This is a genomic window from Enterobacter sp. BIDMC 26 (genome assembly GCF_000534435.1).
Lineage (GTDB): Bacteria > Pseudomonadota > Gammaproteobacteria > Enterobacterales > Enterobacteriaceae > Enterobacter > Enterobacter ludwigii.
Map to the genome: position 1 here is coordinate 3423570 of NZ_KI973182.1, position 18328 is coordinate 3441897.

14 protein-coding genes are annotated in these 18328 nt (G+C 53.9%); 4 read left to right on the forward strand and 10 right to left on the reverse strand.

Annotated features, from left to right (window positions below; all coding sequences use genetic code 11):
- Window positions 1-12 precede the first annotated feature (12 nt).
- Window positions 13-1659 (reverse strand): glycerone kinase, encoded by a 1647-nt coding sequence (locus tag L462_RS07260; protein WP_032679056.1) that lies wholly within the window; start codon window positions 1657-1659, stop codon window positions 13-15.
- Window positions 1660-1796: 137 nt separating this feature from the next.
- On the opposite strand from L462_RS07260, the gene L462_RS07255 reads away from it, so the two are divergent.
- Window positions 1797-3299, forward strand: coding sequence for a helicase HerA-like C-terminal domain-containing protein (locus tag L462_RS07255; protein ID WP_032679058.1), 1503 nt, complete (start codon window positions 1797-1799; stop codon window positions 3297-3299).
- On the opposite strand, the gene L462_RS07250 is transcribed toward L462_RS07255, so the two are convergent.
- Window positions 3279-4220, reverse strand: coding sequence for a tRNA modification radical SAM protein MnmL/YtqA (locus L462_RS07250; RefSeq protein ID WP_106504349.1), 942 nt, complete (start codon window positions 4218-4220; stop codon window positions 3279-3281). The two genes, L462_RS07255 and L462_RS07250, sit on opposite strands and share 21 nt — an antisense overlap.
- Window positions 4221-4902: 682 nt before the next feature.
- Between L462_RS07250 and gltB the strand changes: the two genes are divergently transcribed.
- Window positions 4903-9363 (forward strand): glutamate synthase large subunit, encoded by a 4461-nt coding sequence (gltB, locus tag L462_RS07245; protein ID WP_032679060.1) that lies wholly within the window; start codon window positions 4903-4905, stop codon window positions 9361-9363.
- Window positions 9364-9372: 9 nt separating this feature from the next.
- A complete protein-coding gene (locus L462_RS07240; protein ID WP_014171835.1) occupies window positions 9373-10791 on the forward strand; it encodes a glutamate synthase small subunit in 1419 nt (472 codons plus the stop codon).
- A 106-nt stretch (window positions 10792-10897) separates the two neighbouring features.
- Here the strand turns inward: L462_RS07240 and L462_RS07235 are convergent, their stop codons facing one another.
- The 6 genes from L462_RS07235 to sspA form a co-directional block, all read right to left on the reverse strand.
- Window positions 10898-11458, reverse strand: coding sequence for a DUF1120 domain-containing protein (locus L462_RS07235; RefSeq protein WP_014171836.1), 561 nt, complete (start codon window positions 11456-11458; stop codon window positions 10898-10900).
- On the reverse strand, window positions 11455-13875 hold the full coding sequence (locus L462_RS07230) for a fimbrial biogenesis outer membrane usher protein (RefSeq protein ID WP_032679061.1): 2421 nt from the start codon (window positions 13873-13875) through the stop codon (window positions 11455-11457). The genes L462_RS07235 and L462_RS07230 overlap by 4 nt, the downstream gene beginning before the upstream one ends.
- 9 nt (window positions 13876-13884) lie before the next feature.
- Window positions 13885-14589, reverse strand: a complete 705-nt coding sequence (locus L462_RS07225) for a fimbria/pilus chaperone family protein (RefSeq protein WP_014171838.1) — start codon at window positions 14587-14589, stop codon at window positions 13885-13887.
- A gap of 120 nt (window positions 14590-14709) precedes the next feature.
- Window positions 14710-15393 (reverse strand): DUF1120 domain-containing protein, encoded by a 684-nt coding sequence (locus L462_RS07220; protein WP_032679063.1) that lies wholly within the window; start codon window positions 15391-15393, stop codon window positions 14710-14712.
- A 379-nt stretch (window positions 15394-15772) separates the two neighbouring features.
- Window positions 15773-16264, reverse strand: a complete 492-nt coding sequence (sspB, locus tag L462_RS07215; RefSeq protein ID WP_025202910.1) for a ClpXP protease specificity-enhancing factor — start codon at window positions 16262-16264, stop codon at window positions 15773-15775.
- 5 nt (window positions 16265-16269) lie between these two features.
- A complete protein-coding gene (gene sspA, locus L462_RS07210; protein WP_025202909.1) occupies window positions 16270-16908 on the reverse strand; it encodes a stringent starvation protein SspA in 639 nt (212 codons plus the stop codon).
- On the opposite strand from sspA, the gene L462_RS25180 reads away from it, so the two are divergent.
- Window positions 16907-17209 carry a hypothetical protein gene (locus L462_RS25180; RefSeq protein ID WP_136342246.1) on the forward strand — a complete coding sequence of 101 codons (303 nt, stop codon included), beginning with the start codon at window positions 16907-16909 and terminating at the stop codon, window positions 17207-17209. The two genes, sspA and L462_RS25180, sit on opposite strands and share 2 nt — an antisense overlap.
- An 11-nt stretch (window positions 17210-17220) precedes the next feature.
- Here the strand turns inward: L462_RS25180 and rpsI are convergent, their stop codons facing one another.
- Entirely contained in the window at window positions 17221-17613 is a 393-nt protein-coding gene (gene rpsI, locus L462_RS07205) for a 30S ribosomal protein S9 (RefSeq protein WP_003860436.1), read from the reverse strand.
- Window positions 17614-17628: 15 nt separating this feature from the next.
- A complete protein-coding gene (rplM, locus tag L462_RS07200; protein ID WP_003860434.1) occupies window positions 17629-18057 on the reverse strand; it encodes a 50S ribosomal protein L13 in 429 nt (142 codons plus the stop codon).
- Window positions 18058-18328 lie beyond the last annotated feature (271 nt).

Genomic DNA, 18328 nt, shown 5'->3' on the forward strand with positions numbered 1-18328 from the left:
ATACTCAAAACGCTACCGTTTTGCTGCGGTCATTGCCTTGAACACCTCTGCCACCGCCACGGCCCCCGGGTCGGTCACCCCCTCCAGGTTCTCTTTGTTGACATACGACGAACGTCCGGCACCCGCTTTCACCATATTCGCTGTCGCCTCAGCGCCCGCGTTCGCAGCCTGCGCAGCAGCCTGAAGGTCGCCTTTCTGCAATGCCTCCAGCGCCGGTTGCAGGGCATCGATCAAGGTGCGATCGCCAAGATCTGCCCCACCATACTGCTTCATCTGCGCCAGCCCGCTTAAGAGCGCTTCCGGCAACGGCTGACCGTCGTGCAACGTCTGCCCGGCAGCGGTAAAGAAGATCGACATCAGCACACCGCTTGAGCCCCCCATAACCGTTGCCAGTCGCTCGCCAACCAGCAGCAACAGCGTCGACACATCATTTAGCGGAAGCTGTTTCTTCTCCAGACGCTGCGCAATATCCCGCGCCCCTTGCGCAAAGGTAGAGCCCGTATCGCCATCACCCACTTTGGCATCCAGCGCATTGAGGCGGTTTTCCAGCTGGATCAGCGTCTGCGTGACCGTGGAGACGATCTCTGCGACCCGTGGATTGTCCGAGGCGGTATATTCCACGCGGTCATGGATCGCGCTATGTTCCTGCACGCGCAGCGGCGCAAACGCCACCGGCTTCTGCCAGCCCAACGTCTCCACCTCTTCATGGAGAGCTTTTTCGAACAGATCGTTAAGCTTCAGCAACGTCAGCGAAAAGCCTTTCATATCCAGGGCACTCACCAGCGGTGCCGGACCAATCAGATAAGCGATATTCTCTTTCAGCGCCGAGTGGGCCAGCTCTTTGGTGAGCAACGCCATCTCCAGCGCCGACACGCCGCCGAGGTTATTGATAAGCACCGCAAAACGCCCGTTACCGGCCTGCGCTTTGAGCGGCTCGACCAGCGTGTCGATGATGGCTTTGCTGTTTTGCGTATCGACAACCGAGGCACCAGGCTCCCCGTGGATCCCAAGCCCCAGCTCCACGTGCCCCTGCTTGATCCGCCCCTCTTCTTCATCACTGCCCGGCAGGTTACAGGTTTGCATTGCCACGCCCAGGCTCCAGAGATTATCGCAAGCCTGCTGCGCGATATCGCGCACCTCGGTCAGTGATTTGCCGTGCTCTGCCGCATAGCCCGCGATTTTATGAACCAGTGCCGTACCGGCGATACCGCGCGGCTGCTTGTTATCCGGCAGGGCAATATCATCGGCGACAATGACCATCTCGACCTTCAGGCCATAGCGCTTGGCTTTTTCTGCCGCCAGGCCGAAATTAAGCCGGTCGCCGGTGTAATTTTTCACGATCAGCAGACAACCCCGATCGCCCGTTACCGCCACAATGGCGTTCAGCACCGCATCAACGCTCGGCGAAGCAAAAAGATCCCCGCACACCGCTGCTGTGAGCATCCCTTTGCCGACAAACCCGGCGTGTGCAGGTTCATGACCAGAGCCACCGCCTGAAATAACCGCCACCCGGCTTTTATCCCAGTCGCTGCGCGCCACCACCCGAATGGCCGGATCGATATCAAGTTTGACGAGATTAGCGTGTGGTGCCGAAATCAGTATGCCTTCGATGGCGTCGTTGACCAGCTGTTTGCGATCGTTAAAGAAGAATCTGGACATAGTTTTCCAAAATTTTGTGAACCGTATGCAAAAGCATAGTCCGCGCTGGATAATGCGCCGCAAAGTCAGCAATTTACTCAGCCATTTTGCCGTCAGGTTGCCTATACTCGACCGAGGACTAAGAGAGGAAGCGCATTATGAGTACACCATTGTTAATTGCCCGCACGCTGGACAAAGAGCTGTTTTTACTGTCCGCGATGGCCAACCGCCACGGTCTCATCACCGGGGCCACCGGGACGGGGAAAACCGTGACCCTGCAGAAGCTGGCAGAGTCGCTTTCAGAGATCGGCGTACCGGTCTTTATGGCCGATGTAAAAGGCGATTTAACCGGTGTGGCTCAGGAAGGCACTCCGTCCGAAAAACTGCTCGACCGACTCAAAAATATCGGCATCACGGACTGGACACCGCACAACAATCCGGTCGTGTTATGGGATATTTTTGGTGAGAAAGGTCACCCTGTACGTGCAACCGTCTCCGATCTCGGTCCGCTGCTGCTGGCTCGTCTGCTCAACCTCAACGATGTGCAGTCCGGTGTGCTGAACATCATCTTCCGTATTGCCGACGACCAGGGTCTGCTGCTGCTTGATTTCAAAGATCTGCGGGCCATTACCCAGTACATCGGTGATAACGCCAAATCGTTCCAGAACCAGTACGGTAATATCAGCAGCGCCTCAGTCGGGGCCATCCAGCGCGGGTTACTGACCCTGGAGCAACAGGGTGCCGAACATTTCTTTGGCGAGCCGATGCTGGATATCAAGGACTGGATGCGCACCGACAGCAACGGGAAAGGCATCATCAATATTCTGAGCTCAGAGAAGCTCTACCAGATGCCGAAGCTCTACGCCGCCAGCCTGCTGTGGATGCTCTCTGAACTGTACGAGCAGTTACCTGAAGCCGGCGATCTCGACAAACCCAAGCTGGTCTTCTTCTTCGACGAGGCGCACCTGCTGTTTAACGATGCGCCACAGGTTCTGCTGGATAAGATTGAACAGGTGATCCGCCTGATCCGCTCTAAAGGCGTCGGCGTCTGGTTTGTTTCGCAAAACCCGTCCGATATTCCTGACAACGTGCTGGGACAGCTCGGCAACCGCGTACAGCATGCCCTGCGCGCCTTTACACCGAAAGATCAGAAGGCCGTCAAAGCCGCCGCACAAACCATGCGAGCGAACCCGGCATTTGATACCGAAGCGGCCATCCAGGCGTTGGGCACCGGTGAAGCGCTTATCTCTTTCCTGGATGCAAAAGGCAGCCCGTCCGTTGTGGAACGCGCAATGGTGATTGCCCCTTGCTCCCGGATGGGACCCGTGACGGACGATGAACGCAACGGCCTGATTAACCGCTCCCCGCTGTATGGTAAGTATGAGGACGACGTGGATCGCGAGTCGGCATTCGAGATGCTGCAAAAAGGGGTACAGGCCACCACCGAATCCCAGGACGCGCCTACCGCCAAAGGCCAGTCTGTTGCCGTGGACGACGGCATCCTGGGCGGGCTTAAGGATATCCTGTTTGGTACAACCGGACCACGCGGCGGCAAACGCGATGGCGTCGTGCAGACCATGGCGAAAAGTGCAGCGCGTCAGGTCACGAATCAGATTGTACGCGGCATGCTGGGGAGCCTGTTAGGCGGTCGCCGCCGGTAAGCGGGGAACCCAGGGGCGACCAAGCGCCGATCCCTGTACGCCGTGCTCTTGCAGATAACGGTCGATTTCCACCATCCCCGTCCAGCGGTTCTCACACCAGAGCGGTGCAAGAAGCGTTGGACGGCGGGCGCTGGCGGAGATGCGGTGGTAGACAATCTCCGGCGGGGTGTGCCGAATCATCTCCCCCGCCGTCATCGTATACGCGTCAAGCTCAATACCGGTTAAGCGCCCGGCTTCCCAGGCTTTGGCCATGATACTGCCCTTTACGATGTGCAGTGGATGCAGCTTAATTCCGTCTACACCGGTCTCGACCACCTTTTCCAGCGTCTCAAGACCGTGCTGCTGCCCTTCGCCTGGCAGGCCGACAATCAGGTGCGAGCACACCTTTAGCCCACGCTCACGCGCGAGACGTGTGGTGCGCTGGTAACAGGCGAAATCATGTCCACGGTTGATGCGGTGCAGAGTTTTGTCGTGCGCACTTTGCAGGCCCAGCTCCAGCCAGATCTCATACCCCTGCTCCTTGTACTCGCTGAGCAGGTCCAGTACCGCTTCCGGCACGCAGTCCGGGCGGGTGCCCACACACAGCCCTACGATACTGGCCTGACTTACCGCCTGCTGATACATGGAGCGCAAGACCTGTACTTCCGCCCATGTGCTGGTGTAGGCCTGGAAATAGGCCAGATACTGTTTCGCACGGTTGACCAGACTCGCCTGATGGGACAGCTGTTCGACGATGGAACGATGCTGCTGCGCTTCGTCAGCAAAAGACGCCACATTACAGAAAGTACAGCCCCCGCGCCCGATCGTCCCGTCACGGTTCGGGCAGCTAAAACCGCCATGCAGCGTCAGCTTGTGAACCTTTTGCCCATAACGCTGCAAAAGATCCCCACCAAACATGTTGACTAATTTCTGTAACTGCATAATCTGATAGACCGTCCCAAAGAAAGGGGACAAGCCTGCCATTTTTAGCCTCTGTCGGCGATGACCTGGATCAATCGCCCTGGACGGCCTTTATCTCTATGAATAAATACTCAGGATTACTGCAATTTCATTCATGCCGATTATGATTACTTTTCCTTATGTTCTGATTGTTTTTTTCACTTATAGCGCCAGCACTGAAAAACAGTGACTTTATGCGGGTTTGCATTTCATCATAGAGAATTATTCTGCTAAAAAACGGCTATTCAGCACGCTACATCGATAATACCGCTTTCATATAGTGAGTCAGATCACACTCCGCTGCGTCTCACCACAGCTTACAAACGTTGTAAATAGAGTTGAATTTCTTTTATATACAAATAGTTAATAGCTCTTTAGCACATTTTTGTATAAATAAGATTGCCATTTGACCTGTGTACCAATTCCCGATAAGTTGGAAATCCGCTGGAAGCTTTCTGGATGAGCAGCCTGCTCATCATATTTATGCAGTAATTGAGATTCCCTCTGAAGCAAGTCCTCAAACTTGTTTACCTGCGCGAAAGGATGAAAAAGAGGGCGAATGCGAGGTACGCGTATGAAACGCAAACCCCGTCGCCATGCTCTTTCTGTGCCTGTGCGCCACGGTTCAGTGGGAAGCCCGACGAGCCTGGGGAGGTTCACTGATATGTTGTACGATAAATCCCTTGAGAAGGATAACTGTGGTTTCGGCCTGATCGCCCACATAGAAGGCGAACCTAGCCACAAGGTAGTGCGTACTGCTATTCACGCACTGGCCCGCATGCAGCACCGTGGTGCCATCCTTGCTGATGGTAAAACCGGCGACGGTTGCGGTCTGCTGCTGCAAAAACCGGATCGTTTCTTCCGTATCGTTGCGGAAGAGCGCGGCTGGCGTTTAGCCAAAAACTACGCTGTCGGTATGCTGTTCCTGAATCAGGATCCTGAAAAAGCTGCCGCCTCACGCCGCATCGTCGAAGAAGAACTTCAACGTGAAACCCTGTCTATTGTTGGCTGGCGCGATGTGCCAACCAACGAAGGGGTACTCGGTGAAATCGCCCTCTCCTCGCTGCCTCGAATTGAACAGATTTTTGTTAATGCCCCTGCGGGCTGGCGTCCGCGTGATATGGAACGCCGTCTGTTTATCGCCCGTCGTCGCATTGAAAAACGTCTCCAGGACGACAAAGAGTTCTACGTCTGTAGCCTCTCTAACCTGGTGAACATCTATAAAGGTCTGTGTATGCCGGCTGACCTGCCGCGCTTCTACCTGGACCTGGCGGACCTGCGTCTGGAATCGGCCATCTGCCTCTTCCACCAGCGCTTCTCCACCAACACCGTCCCTCGCTGGCCGCTGGCACAGCCGTTCCGCTACCTGGCGCACAACGGCGAGATCAATACCATTACCGGTAACCGCCAGTGGGCGCGTGCTCGTACCTATAAGTTCCAGACGCCACTGATCCCTGACCTGCACGATGCCGCGCCGTTCGTTAACGAAACCGGCTCTGACTCCAGCTCCATGGATAACATGCTGGAGCTGCTGCTGGCAGGCGGTATGGATATCGTGCGCGCCATGCGTCTGCTCGTGCCACCGGCATGGCAGAACAACCCTGATATGGATCCAGAGCTGCGCGCGTTCTTCGACTTTAACTCCATGCACATGGAGCCGTGGGATGGCCCGGCGGGCATCGTTATGTCCGACGGTCGCTTTGCTGCCTGTAACCTGGACCGTAACGGTCTGCGTCCGGCACGCTACGTCATCACCAAAGATAAGCTCATCACCTGCGCCTCTGAAGTCGGTATCTGGGATTACCAGCCTGACGAAGTGGTTGAGAAAGGCCGCGTTGGCCCGGGCGAGCTGATGGTTATCGACACCCGCGGTGGGCGCATTCTGCACTCTGCTGAAACCGATAACGATCTGAAGAGCCGCCATCCGTACAAAGAGTGGATGGAGAAAAACGTTCGTCGCCTGGTGCCATTCGAAGATCTGCCGGATGAAGAAGTGGGCAGTCGTGAGCTGGACGACGATACGCTCGCCAGCTTCCAGAAACAGTTTAACTACAGCGCCGAAGAGCTGGATTCCGTGATCCGCGTACTCGGTGAAAATGGCCAGGAAGCGGTCGGCTCCATGGGTGACGATACCCCGTTTGCCGTGCTCTCCAGCCAGCCACGCATCATTTATGATTACTTCCGTCAGCAGTTTGCGCAGGTGACCAACCCGCCAATCGATCCGCTGCGTGAAGCACACGTGATGTCACTGGCCACCAGCATCGGTCGCGAGATGAACGTCTTCTGCGAAGCTGAAGGCCAGGCGCACCGCCTGACCTTTAAATCGCCGATCCTGCTGTACTCTGATTTCAAACAGCTCACCACCCTGAAAGAGGATCACTACCGCGCCGACACGCTCGATATCACTTTCGACGTGACCGAAGCGACCCTCGAAGAGACGGTGAATGCGCTGTGTGACAAAGCGGAACAGATGGTGCGTAACGGTACCGTTCTGCTGGTGCTCTCTGACCGCAATATTGCGAAAAACCGTCTGCCGGTACCGGCCCCAATGGCGGTAGGTGCTATCCAGACGCGTCTGGTCGATAAGAGCCTGCGCTGCGACGCCAACATCATTGTTGAAACCGCCAGCGCCCGCGATCCGCACCACTTTGCCGTGCTGTTAGGCTTTGGTGCGACGGCTATTTACCCGTACCTGGCCTACGAAACGCTGGCGCGTCTCGTGGATACCCGTGCTATCGACAAAGATTACCGCACGGTGATGCTGAACTACCGTAACGGCATCAACAAAGGCCTGTACAAAATCATGTCCAAAATGGGCATCTCGACCATCGCCTCCTACCGCTGCTCGAAGCTGTTTGAAGCGGTCGGTCTGCATGACGACGTGGCGACACTTTGCTTCCAGGGTGTTATCAGCCGTATCGGCGGTGCCGGATTCGCTGACTTCCAGCAGGATCTGATGAACCTGTCGAAACGCGCCTGGCTGGCACGTAAGCCGCTGGATCAAGGTGGTCTGCTGAAGTATGTCCACGGCGGTGAATATCACGCTTATAACCCGGACGTGGTGCGTACGCTGCAACAGGCCGTTCAGAGCGGCGAGTACAGCGATTACCAGCAGTATGCTGAACTGGTGAACAGCCGTCCGGCGGCGACGCTGCGCGACCTGCTGGCGCTGAACCCGGGTGATGAAGCCGTCAGCATTGACGACGTTGAGCCTGCCACTGAACTGTTTAAACGCTTTGACACCGCGGCAATGTCCATCGGTGCGCTCAGCCCGGAAGCTCACGAAGCGCTGGCTGAAGCGATGAACAGCATCGGCGGCAATTCAAACTCCGGTGAAGGTGGTGAAGACCCTGCCCGTTATGGCACCAACAAAGTCTCACGTATCAAGCAGGTTGCATCCGGTCGCTTTGGCGTCACGCCAGCGTATCTGGTTAACGCCGACGTGATTCAGATTAAAGTCGCTCAGGGTGCAAAACCGGGCGAAGGCGGCCAGTTACCGGGTGATAAAGTCACGCCGTATATCGCCAAATTACGCTACTCCGTACCGGGTGTGACGCTGATTTCTCCGCCACCGCATCACGATATTTATTCTATCGAGGATCTGGCGCAGCTGATTTTCGACCTGAAACAGGTCAACCCGAAAGCGATGATCTCCGTGAAGCTGGTTTCCGAACCGGGCGTTGGCACCATCGCGACCGGTGTGGCAAAAGCCTATGCGGACCTGATCACCATCGCCGGTTATGACGGTGGTACCGGGGCAAGCCCACTCTCCTCCGTAAAATACGCGGGCTGTCCGTGGGAGCTTGGCCTGGTGGAAACCCAGCAGGCGCTGGTGGCTAACGGTCTGCGTCATAAGATCCGTCTGCAGGTGGATGGCGGCCTGAAAACCGGCCTCGACATCATCAAGGCGGCGATTCTGGGTGCGGAAAGCTTTGGTTTCGGCACGGGCCCTATGGTCGCGCTCGGCTGTAAATACCTGCGTATTTGCCACCTGAACAACTGTGCAACCGGTGTTGCAACCCAGGACGAGAAGCTGCGTAAGAACCATTACCACGGCCTGCCGTTCAAAGTGACGAACTACTTTGATTTCATCGCCCGCGAAACCCGTGAGCTGATGGCACAGCTGGGCGTGAAACGCCTGGTGGATCTGATTGGCCGTACCGACCTGCTCAAAGAGCTGGAAGGTTTCACAGCCAAACAGCAGAAGCTTGAGCTGTCTAAGTTGCTGGAAACTGCCGAGCCACATCCTGGCAAAGCGGTCTACTGCACCGAGAATAACCCGCCGTTCGACAATGGCGTGCTGAACGCGCAGCTGCTGCAGCAAGCGAAGCCGTATGTGGATGACAAGCAGAGCAAAACGTTCTGGTTTGATATTCGCAACACTGACCGTTCTGTAGGTGCATCGCTTTCCGGTTACATCGCGCAAACGCACGGTGACCAGGGCCTGGCGGCCGACCCGATTACCGCACACTTCAGCGGTACCGCGGGTCAGAGCTTCGGCGTGTGGAACGCCGGCGGCGTTGAACTGTATCTGACCGGTGATGCCAACGACTACGTCGGTAAAGGCATGGCGGGTGGTCTGCTGGCGGTGCGTCCGCCGGTCGGTTCTGCCTTCCGTAGCTGCGATGCCAGCATCATCGGTAACACCTGTCTGTACGGCGCGACCGGTGGTCGTCTGTTTGCAGCGGGTCGTGCAGGTGAACGTTTCGCCGTACGTAACTCCGGTGCCATCACCGTGGTTGAAGGTATCGGTGATAACGGTTGTGAATACATGACGGGCGGGATTGTGTGCGTCCTGGGTAAAACCGGCGTGAACTTTGGCGCAGGCATGACGGGCGGTTTTGCTTACGTCCTGGATGAAGACGGTGAGTTCCGCAAACGCGTGAACCCTGAACTGGTGGAAGTGCTGGACGTTGAAACGCTGGCTATCCACGAAGAACACCTGCGCGGTTTGATTACCGAACACGTGCAGCATACCGGTTCTTCGCGCGGCGAAGAGATCCTGGCCAACTGGCCGGCGTTCTCTGCGAAATTCGCGCTGGTTAAACCGAAGTCCAGCGATGTTAAAGCCCTGTTGGGTCACCGTAGTCGTAGCGCAGCAGAGCTGCGTGTGCAGGCGCAGTAAGGAATTCAGATGAGCCAGAACGTATACCAGTTTATCGACCTGCAGCGTGTTGATCCGCCAAAGAAACCGCTGAAGATCCGTAAAATTGAATTTGTAGAAATCTATGAGCCGTTTTCAGAAGGCCAGGCCAAAGCACAGGCAGACCGCTGCCTGTCCTGCGGTAACCCTTACTGCGAATGGAAATGTCCGGTCCATAACTACATCCCGAACTGGCTGAAACTGGCCAACGAAGGACGTATTTTTGAAGCTGCCGAGCTGTCTCACCAGACAAACACCCTGCCGGAAGTCTGCGGCCGCGTGTGTCCTCAGGACCGTCTGTGTGAAGGTTCCTGTACGCTGAACGACGAATTTGGCGCGGTGACCATCGGTAATATCGAACGCTATATCAACGATAAAGCCTTCGAAATGGGCTGGCGTCCGGATATGACCGGCGTTAAGCAAACCGACAAGCGTGTGGCGATCATCGGTGCGGGCCCGGCGGGCCTGGCCTGTGCGGACGTTCTGACCCGTAACGGCGTGAAGGCGGTGGTCTTTGACCGCCATCCGGAAATCGGCGGTCTGCTGACCTTCGGTATTCCGGCCTTCAAGCTGGAAAAAGAGGTCATGACCCGCCGCCGTGAAATCTTCACCGGTATGGGTATTGAGTTCAAACTGAACGTGGAAGTCGGTCGCGACGTGCAGCTCGACGACCTGCTGAAGGATTACGACGCCGTCTTCCTGGGCGTGGGAACCTATCAGTCCATGCGCGGTGGTCTGGAAAACGAAGATGCGCCGGGCGTATTCGACGCACTGCCGTTCCTGATTGCCAATACCAAACAGATCATGGGCTATGGCGAAACCGCCGATGAGCCGTATGTCAGCATGGAAGGCAAACGCGTGGTGGTGCTGGGCGGGGGTGATACCGCGATGGACTGCGTGCGTACCTCCATTCGCCAGAATGCGGCACACGTGATCTGCGCCTATCGTCGTGACGAAGAGAACATGCCGGGCTCTAAACGCGAAGTGAAAAACGCGCGTGAAGAGGGCGTGGAATTCCAGTTCAACATCCAGCCTCTGGGTATTGAAGTGAATGCCAACGGCAAAGTGAGCGGCGTGAAAATGGCGCGCACTGAGATGGGTGCGCCGGATGCGAAAGGTCGTCGTCGCGCAGAGATCGTGGCAGGTTCCGAGCATGTGATCCCGGCCGATGCCGTAGTAATGGCGTTCGGTTTCCGTCCTCACAGCATGGAGTGGCTGGCGAAGCACAGCGTAGAGCTGGACTCTCAGGGTCGTGTTATTGCGCCGGAAGGCAACGAAAACGCGTTCCAGACCAGCAACCCGAAAATCTTTGCTGGCGGTGATATCGTTCGCGGTTCCGACCTGGTCGTTACCGCGATTGCCGAAGGCCGTAAAGCCGCTGACGGTATTCTGAATTACCTGGAAGTGTAAAAAAATAAGCCGGATGGCAAATACCATCCGGCTTTTTTTATGCGGCTAACCACCGTTGATTCCCGCCCTGCAGCTCCGCTTTTCTGTGGTGCCGCAAAAAGAAGGGTTACTTCGTCAATAAGCTCCAGGTCAAATCACTTTCCAGCGTAGTTTGATCTGTCAGATGGCTGAACGCGCTTTCGTTGAGTACCGGTGAGAGCGTTACGTTGAAACTCATCTGCTGGCCGGAAGGGACCTGGTTATTCTCAAGCGCAATCACCGCCTCGTTATTACGCAGATAGAACGGCGTCGGTGTACCGTTTTCCGGCGTAAAATTCAGCTGATCGACCGTTTTACCCACGGTGTAACTTTTGCCATCGACGGTCATGTTGTCAATTTTGACTGCGACACCGCCGGACTGCCCAAAAAGAAACCGCCCCTTATCTCCCGCTGTACCGCGCAGTATCACCGCCATCTGCTGAGACTGAGGGCAAAAAACATTTACCGTGATGTCACGATCGGCCATTTTATGCCAGTCCTGCTGCGTCGTTTCGATCGTATCCCGGCGCATTTCATGATAATCCACCACCGGCTGTGAGAGACTGAGCTGGCAATCTTCAGCATGGGTTATTCCTGTCACACCGAGCATCAGCAAGGCCACTAAGCCCGATAAGTGTCGACTGTTCATCGGCAGACTCCGTTCACTTCTTCATAGAAGGCATTTTCGTCACGCTTATCAGCCAGGGTGTAATCAATCTTACACAGCCGGTTATTGTCACCGTCTAGCGCGTAGAGCGCGCTCAGCTGATCGGCATCGTTAATAAAGACGTGGCCATCATCAACCGTGGTCACGATATAGTTACCTTTCTCATCAACAATCGAGATCCCTTTACTCAGGGGCTGACCGTCAGCCTGCTTAACGCTTAGCATGACGCGGCGGCTGTTAAGTACTTTGAAATCAATCTCGCTGACCGAGGCATGGCCTGCGGCAATATATTTCGTGCCGTTAGCCAGCGTCATACTCTGCGGCAGCTTATTAGCATCAATTTCTATGCGGGAGTTATGCCATTCGTTGAGTGAAGGTACCACGGCCTGACCCCATGGATCGGTCCAGACGGTACCTTGCGGAGTGGAGATTTCAACGCCGCTCTTCTTCTCGCTCAGTCTGGCAATCGCGAAGGTGTCCTGAATCGTATATGGCGAGAAAGTCACACCCTCTTTATGCATGGCCACGCCACCCGACAATGTCGCATTGTAGTTCCGCTGATTATCCCCACTGGTTCCGCCCCCTACGCTCAATTGCGTATAGCGCAGGTTAGTGTTGATGTTGCCGTTGAAGCTGTTGTCTTTCGAATCCTGATCGCGATCGGCTGAGATGTAATAGTTCGTATTGTCTCCCAGCGAGCCGCTGTTAGACGCGCCATAGGAGGTGCTATCACCCTGTTTACGCATATAGGTACTGATGGACTGACTGCCGCCGAGCGGGATGCTCACGTTGACGTAGAACATCTCATTGTCCTGATCGTCATCGACATTACCGACCGCACTTTGCCAGTTCATGGATACTGACGCGTACGTAAAGGTCTTGCCCCATGACAGCAAGAGGTAACGTGAATCTTCACCGTCACCGCTGGTCTGGTTGTAGTTGAACCCTGCGCTAAACACCCCCGCCAGAGGGGAGGAGAAACGAACGTTGCCGGAATAGGTGTTGTCATATCCCTGATAATCATCGTCCATCGCATCAGCCAGTTCGCGATACTCTCCGCTGTAATGTGTCGCACTGCCTGAAAGACCGACGTACTCGTTCAGGATGTAATCACTTTGCAGCTCGGTTTTTACCCCGCTGCTGCTGTCACCAAAGCTCGCATTGCTGACTGCCGCACCCGTTGAAAGGGTCCAGTCATCGCTTATCAGGAACTCTGTCCTGCCGCCTGCCGCCTGGTAGTTTTCCGCAGCGGCACCTGAAGCCAGGAGATTCATCCACGGAGAGACACGCCAGCCGTCAGAGATGTTCATCACCAGCGGATCGTTATAGTCGCTGTCGATGCTGCGCACCTGACCTACAGAAAGGGTTAGACCCTGCGGGCGTGAAAGGTTGCGCGCCCTTACCTGAGACGCCGGGACGATGAAACGGTTAGTTGCGCCGTCGGATTCCACCACCGAGACGTCCAGATCCACATTGTTGCGAACCACGGGCACGTCATCCAGCGTGAAGGGGCCGGCTGGCACAAGGGTACTGAAGACCAGTTGACCGTTCTGGCGGATTTCGACACGTGCCTGGGAAGACTGGGCAATACCGGAAACGCTCACGCCAGAGCTTGCTCTCGCCAGACCGCTGGTCGGCATAAACTGAACGCCGGTAATCGGCACCCCGCTCAACACGTTGGACATGGCGTTGATTTCACCCACCTGCATCGTCATTTTTTGCGCGGTAAAGACATGCTCTGCATAGGTGTAAATGCTTTCGGCATTTCGGCTACCGTCGTCATCCGTCAGGATATAACGGCTGCGCAGCGCCCAGTCCATCGTGTTGAATCCGGCTTCCAGGCTGGCCTGAGAGTAGCGACTGCTGTCATTGTCACCATAGTCGTTATGGGTGCTGAACAATGAATAGTTCAGCAACGCCGCCGTTCCACCATGCTGGAAGTTTTTGATATCCGACGACAGACTGTTCACCGCTTCAGCTGGCAGATAGAGTTCAACGGCCTCCTGGTTAGGCAAGGCGTTGATGACGGCTTTAGGATAGTTATCCCGAATATCATGACACTCCTCACCGGACTTTATTGACACAGGCATCAGCCCAGCAAACTCCATGAGATCGTTATCAAAGCAAAGCATGCCATCTTTGTTGAAACGAACTGCAGCCATTCCCCGCTCTTTCCCGTTGACCTTCACCGAAACGGAGTGGGTTCCGGGTAAAAAGCGCGGTGCTTCTGCGAAGTAATGGTTGAGATCTTTATTCAACCCCAGCGTTTGCATTATCCCCGTGTCGAAGGTGACCTCCCTCGCCAGAACGGATGTTGAATCAAGTAACACCAGAGGTAATGTGCCGCAAAGAATGGCGCGGACACAAAGTGCAAGGCGGCTTTGTTTACTCACCGTCATATCCCTATTTTATTTATTTAATTCCGACGTAAAGCTCGGTACCTCAACGCCATAGCGGCTGGCCGGGAAAAACTTAACGCTGCTGTCACCGCTGACTTTCTTACTCATATCAGCCGTTAGCGTTTCGCCAGGAAGAATGTAGGTTTTGGACAGAGAGGCACTCACACCTGAAGGCAGCAGCATCACGTTCTGCCCAAGACGGACCACATATTTGCTGGGATTGTTCACGGTGACGGACGTGCCGTTTGAGGACCACTTCAGGAACTTCCAGGCATCAGTGACCACACCCAGGGATGCCGGACGAATAAGCACGGGGATATCCTGGCGAATGTTAATGCCAATCTTTATTTTTTTATCATCGTTTTTAGGCGGAATACCGTCGAATGTGACGCGTTTATAATGCTCTACATCCAATGGCTGTTTGTTCTGAAGAATAAAGCGCAGCTGCTGCGTCTGACCTGGCTCAAGACGTACCACCGGCTGCGTTGCAATAAGCTTAAGACCAGTATCGTCCGGCAGGTCAACGACATTCGTATATAAAAGTGAAGGATGCGAATCGGTATTCTTGACGTTAATGGTTCCACTGTGCGTTGCTTCATCAATGATTAACAGACTGGTTTCAGGCACCATGCCTTCTGCATGTACAGCAACACTGGCAGATAATAACGCGGCAGTAATAAGCGTGTTAAATAAAGTGGATTTTAAACAATGCATAATAATATCTCCTTGAAAGCAACAACAGAACAGTCCATGTTTATCGCGCCGTTAAAAAGAGAGTAAATGCAGCGCATTTACTCTCCGGTTAATTAAATTACGTTGACTCGATTAAAAGTCTTACAGATAACGCAGGCTGATAGTCACCTGACCATCAAGCTGGGTGTCATCAGTGATCGCCAGCGTGGTGGTATCCTGGATCGCCAGAGAGGTCACCAGTGGGAAGGTTGCGGTCTGGAACGCCAGTGGAGCCAGGGTGCCAACAGTCGCAACGGTGAAATCACGATAGTTATCGCCCTGAGTTGTACCGTTGGTGCTCTTCGACCAGTTACCGGTAGCATTCTGCTGGTAAATTGGGTCAACTTTAGCGCCGTCAGCCATTACGCTGTCAGTTTTAACGAACAGCGAGTATGTTCCGATGTTCACTGGTGTTGCACCTGTTGTTTTACCTACACCGTAAGTCTGGCTTTCAGACGAATTAGAACCACCACCAAACATGCCATTCTCAACGGTGAGTTTCGCGTTAGAATCAGCGCGATCGTCAATCATATTCCAGGACACTTTTGTTGCTGCGGTGCAGGTAATAGTCAGATCGATGTCTTTCTGGCCCAGCTGGTTAACTGCCGTTGAGCTTAAACCACCCAAACTAACTGTGCCGTAGTCAACCGTTCCGCCGTTGCTTAACTGAGGCGTACAGGCTGAATTAGTCAGCGTACCTTTGACTTTCAGAACGGCAGTTGGGTTAGCCGCAAAAGCGGATGTCACACAGAGAGAGAGCGCAGTAGCGAGTAAAACCTTTTTCACTTGTTATTCCTTAACATATGAGTAATTGCAATATTAAATACAGCAGGGATAAATAAATTTACCCCATACTGTTTATCGTCATGCTTGAGAGCATGCGTAGATAATATAATCTTTATAAATACAAGCAATTTAGAAAAATTAATTTATGGATTTAGAATAACGTTATCAATAAGTGATATTTATTTATAAGAGTGTATATAGCTTTAAAACAACATATTATATTCAGCGGAGATATAGCTTGAAATTATCCGAACGGTGGGGGCAAGCAAAAAAGAAGGGATGTATATGATTTACTTTATTAAACGTTTTGACATAAAAAGACATAAAAAAATCCAGCTAGTCTGAATAACTAACTGGATAGTCGATAAAAATGCTTTTACTACTTCACAACGCGCAGTGCCGGACGGCCTCCGCGCGGCGGCGGATCGTCATCAGGATCGTCATTGTGATCGGGCTTGTCACCCTCAATGACCGACATCAGCGTTTCGCTTTCGTTTTCCGAAGCGCCGTTTTCGTCATTCAGGCCGACAACATCCTCGTCATAAGCCGCTTCCGGCTCAAACATGGTGCCTGCACCGTTTTCACGCGCATAAATCGCCAGCACCGCAGCCAGCGGTACAGAAACCTGACGCGGCACACCGCCGAAACGCGCGTTAAAGCGCACTTCGTCGTTGGCCAGTTCAAGGTTACCCACCGCGCGCGGCGCGATGTTCAGTACGATCTGCCCGTCACGTGCATATTCCATAGGAACCTGCACGCCCGGCAACGTCACATCCACAACCAGGTGCGGCGTGAGCTGGTTATCCAGCAGCCATTCATAGAAGGCGCGCAGCAGATACGGACGGCGTGGGGTAAGTTGTGACATTTCCACAGTCATTAGCCTCGGCCGAGACGCATTTCACGTTCCGGTTCAGTTAAAGATGCCAGGAAAGAATCGCGTTCAAATACGCGAGTCATGTAGCCCTTCAGCTCTTTCGCGCCCGGACCGCTGAACTCTACGCCCAGGGTTGGCAGACGCCACAGCAACGGCGCCAGGTAGCAATCTACCAGGCTGAACTCATCGCTCAGGAAGAATGGTTTCTGACCAAACACAGGGGCAATCGCCAGCAGCTCTTCACGCAGTTGCTTACGTGCAGCGTCTGCTTCAGCAGAGGAACCGTTGACGATAACGTTCATCAGCGTGTACCAGTCTTTTTCGATACGCTGCATGTACAGGCGGCTTTCACCACGTGCAACAGGGTAAACAGGCATCAGTGGTGGATGCGGGAAACGCTCATCCAGATATTCCATAATGATACGGGATTCCCACAGGGTCAGCTCGCGATCCACCAGCGTCGGTACGCTTTGGCTCGGGTTGAGATCGATCAGATCCTGAGGCGGGTTATCCTTTTCCACATGCTCGATCTCAAAACTGACACCCTTCTCGGCCAGCACGATACGAACCTGATGGCTATAAATGTCAGTAGGACCAGAAAACAGCGTCATTACCGAACGTTTGTTGGCAGCGACAGCCATGAAAACCTCCAGGTATATTCAGAATTTTTACTGCTACCAGCCCAAACAGGGCCAGCCAGATGTTGTATCGCCCATCCCAGAGAAAACACATTGTTCAAGAATCGAACAAAAAACGAGTATTCACCGATATTTGGGCAGAAAATTGGATGATAGTTTACCAGATTTTGATGGCTTTGTGGTGAGGGGATTCTGGAAATGTGGAAAAAGAGAAGATATATGCAGTGATGCTGTGGATAACCTGCACATTATCCATAAAAAAAAACCCGCCGAAGCGGGTTTTTCGCCAATCGTTTCTGCGTAAGCAGAAAAGGATTAACGTTTGGAGAACTGTGGACGACGACGTGCTTTACGCAGACCCACTTTCTTACGTTCAACCTGACGAGCGTCACGAGTAACGAAGCCAGCTTTACGCAGTTCAGAACGCAGGGATTCGTCGTACTCCATCAGAGCGCGGGTGATACCGTGACGGATCGCACCTGCCTGACCGGAGATACCACCACCTTTAACGGTGATGTACAGATCCAGTTTTTCTACCATATCAACCAGTTCCAGCGGCTGGCGAACTACCATGCGGGCAGTTTCACGACCGAAGTACTGTTCCAGAGAACGTTGGTTGATTACGATTTTACCACTGCCCGGTTTGATGAACACGCGAGCTGCGGAACTTTTGCGGCGACCAGTGCCGTAGTATTGATTTTCAGCCATTGCCTATAATCCCGATTAGATGTCAAGAACTTGCGGTTGCTGTGCCGCGTGGTTGTGCTCGTTACCTGCGTAAACTTTCAGTTTACGGAACATAGCACGACCCAGCGGGCCTTTTGGCAGCATGCCTTTAACCGCGATTTCAATCACACGCTCAGGACGGCGAGCAATCATCTCTTCAAAGGTCGCTTCTTTGATACCACCGATGTGGCCAGTGTGATGGTAGTACATTTTGTCTGTACGCTTGTTGCCGGTTACAGCAACTTTATCTGCGTTCAGAACGATGATGTAATCACCCGTATCAACGTGCGGAGTGTATTCCGCTTTATGCTTACCGCGCAGGCGACGAGCCAGTTCAGTAGCCAGACGGCCCAGAGTTTTACCGGTCGCGTCAACAACATACCAGTCGCGCTGTACGGTTTCTGGTTTAGCTGTAAAAGTTTTCATTAAAAGCTTACCCAAATAATAAGTTACACGTTGGTGAACACCCAAACGTTTAGTCAGTTGAGGTTCACACGACAAAGTCCGGCAAACCTACCCCTTCGAATAGCTAATGCCGACACATAGAAAGTTTCGGGAAAAAAACCTTCTCGTAACGTGGGGTCGCAAGATTATAGAGAAGTTGAGGTCAAAGATCGACCCTTAAATGTGATTCGAGGCGGGTTTTTCGGGGGTAAGGTTTTTGCGGTCTGCCGCCCTCACCCCCAGCCCCTCTCCC